General features: G+C 44.0%; 3 protein-coding genes. All 3 read left to right on the top strand.

Going from position 1 to position 2,197, the window contains the following annotated elements; genetic code table 11:
* Positions 1 to 738: ammonium transporter (locus tag AC1DUA_RS34785; RefSeq protein WP_477504082.1), on the top strand; the 738-nt coding region annotated here is incomplete at its 5' end.
* Positions 739 to 776: 38 nt separating this feature from the next.
* Entirely contained in the window at positions 777 to 1,859 is a 1,083-nt protein-coding gene (locus AC1DUA_RS34780; protein WP_477504081.1) for a DUF294 nucleotidyltransferase-like domain-containing protein, read from the top strand.
* 44 nt (positions 1,860 to 1,903) lie between these two features.
* Positions 1,904 to 2,197, top strand: a 294-nt coding sequence (locus AC1DUA_RS34775) for an exonuclease domain-containing protein (protein WP_477504080.1), incomplete at its 3' end; no start/stop codon positions are given.

The following is a 2,197-nucleotide window of genomic DNA, read 5'->3' as shown; positions in this document are numbered from 1 at the left end:
CGTATTGGCAAATATAATAAAGATAAAACGCCAAATCTTATTCCTGGTCATAACCAAGTGTTGTCTGTTCTCGGTGTTATCATCCTATGGATCGGTTGGTTTGGATTCAACCCTGGTAGTACACTAAGTGCTATGAATGATGGATTCTTCGGTTATATCGCGTTGACAACGAATATGGCTGCTGCGGCAGGCGGCGTTGCGGCACTGATTATTTCTTGGATGTACTTTGGTAAGGCGGATATTCCTAGTATGTTGAACGGTGTTCTTGCAGCGCTTGTTGCGATTACAGCAGCGTGTGCGTTCGTAGACACTTGGGCTGCGATCGTTATCGGAGCAGTGGCAGGTATTGTTACTTTCTTCACAGCACAATGGTTTGAAAAAGCTGGTATCGACGATCCAATCTACGCATTCTCTGTACATGGTATCGCTGGTATCTGGGGTACGCTTTCCACGGGTCTATTCGCAACTCCTGAACTTTCTGCTAAAGTTGGTGTAGGTGGCGCGGGGTTATTCTACGGTGGCGGTTTGCACCAATTAGGTATTCAAGCGCTTGGCGTTTTCGGAGCATTAGCATTCGTACTTGTTCTTTCCTTCATTATCTTAGGAATTCTTAAAGCTACAGTTGGTCTACGTGTAACAGAAGAAGAAGAAATCATTGGTCTGGACTTGTCTGAACATGGTTCATACGGTTACCCAGAACAAATGAAAAAAGCAGCTCAAAACGGCGTGTCCGTTTAATATCACATAACTTTCTACTTGGGCAAAGGGGATGCAACATGAAACATCTCTCAATGGAACAGATCCTGGAGCGTATCTATCTATCGGAACAGTTCGATGAGATGCGAATAACCAGAGATCAGGTGCATGAGATGTTTCGGGAGCATCTCCTTTTCTCTCATACACCTGAACTAGGGCGGAAAGTGAACGCCCTTCATGATGCTTTCATACAGAGGACGATCGAGCTTGCTGAACACATTTTAGAAGATGAGGGTTATGGGAAACCACCTGTGCCGTATGCTTTTATTTTGTTCGGGAGCGGGGGACGAAGTGAACAAACACTTTGGAGTGATCAAGACAACGGGCTTGTTTACGGGGAAAGTGATAAGCATGAAGAGGAAGAAGTGGAAGAATACTTCATTAAATTGGTTGATTGTATCCTGCAAGGTCTAGATGCATTAGGATACCCCCCGTGTGAAGGCAACGTTGTTTCTAGCAACAAACAATGGCGTAAGCCGTTAGCAGAATATACCCAAATGATGCTGGAATGGTTGCAGGAACCTGAATGGGAAAATATCCGTTACCTGCTCATCATGGCGGATATGCGGTGTATATACGGATCGCAAAATTTGGTCGATCAACTGAGGGGCACTATTTTAACCTATGTTCAGGAAAATTCGAGTGTTTTGAACTATTTATTATCGAATACACTCCACCACAAAATATCATTAGGTGTCTTCGGCCAATTGATTACCGAGAGGTATGGCGAGGATGCGGGTGGTTTTGATATCAAATATGGTGCTTATATACCTATCGTGAATGGTATTAGGCTGCTTGCTATCCAAGCTGGAAGTATGCACTCATCCACCTCGCAAAGAATAAAGCAGTTAAGGGATAGCGGGTTTATACCAGAACAGTTAGCGGATGAATGGTTAGAAGCATTCGGTGTAGCGCTTAAACTTAGGGACTTGACTCCATTCCAAATGGAAGGTGAGATGTACACAACCCGGGGGAAGCTGGCCGCAGATCAATTGACCAAGGAAGTCAAACAGGAATTAAAACAATGTTTACGAACAGGGATTGAATTGCAGAAGTATGTAAAAAGGTCGATTGTTTCACACATAGAGAGAGAAAAAGGTTAGATAGATCGGATTGCATTTTTCTTGTGCTGGAGAGGTGAATTGGGATGAAAGATATGCGGCCTGGCGGACGTATGTGGCAATTGTACAAAATGGGGGGGCTGACACCAGCTATTACCTCCATGTTTGATGTACAAAGTGCCCAGCAGATGGCTTTTATTCGCTCCATGTTAAAAGAACAGCGGAAGGATTCTCTGTTTGAAATCCCGCTGCACTCGATGGAAATTGTAGTTTTTGATTTGGAAACGACGGGTTTTTCTCCTTATAACGGTGATGAAATTATTTCGTTCGGCGGTGTCTCTGTCATTGGTGGCGAAGTTCAGAAAGACCATACTTTCTAT

The sequence above is a fragment of the Paenibacillus sp. 01T422 genome (assembly GCF_056398785.1).
Note: the sequence above shows the minus strand (reverse complement) of the source record. Positions and strands in the feature narration are given on the sequence as shown.

Coding starts and splice junctions, on each gene's coding strand:
- AC1DUA_RS34780 (WP_477504081.1), top strand. CDS start 777: ATGAAACATCTCTCAATGGAACAGATCCTGGAGCGTATCTATCTATCG.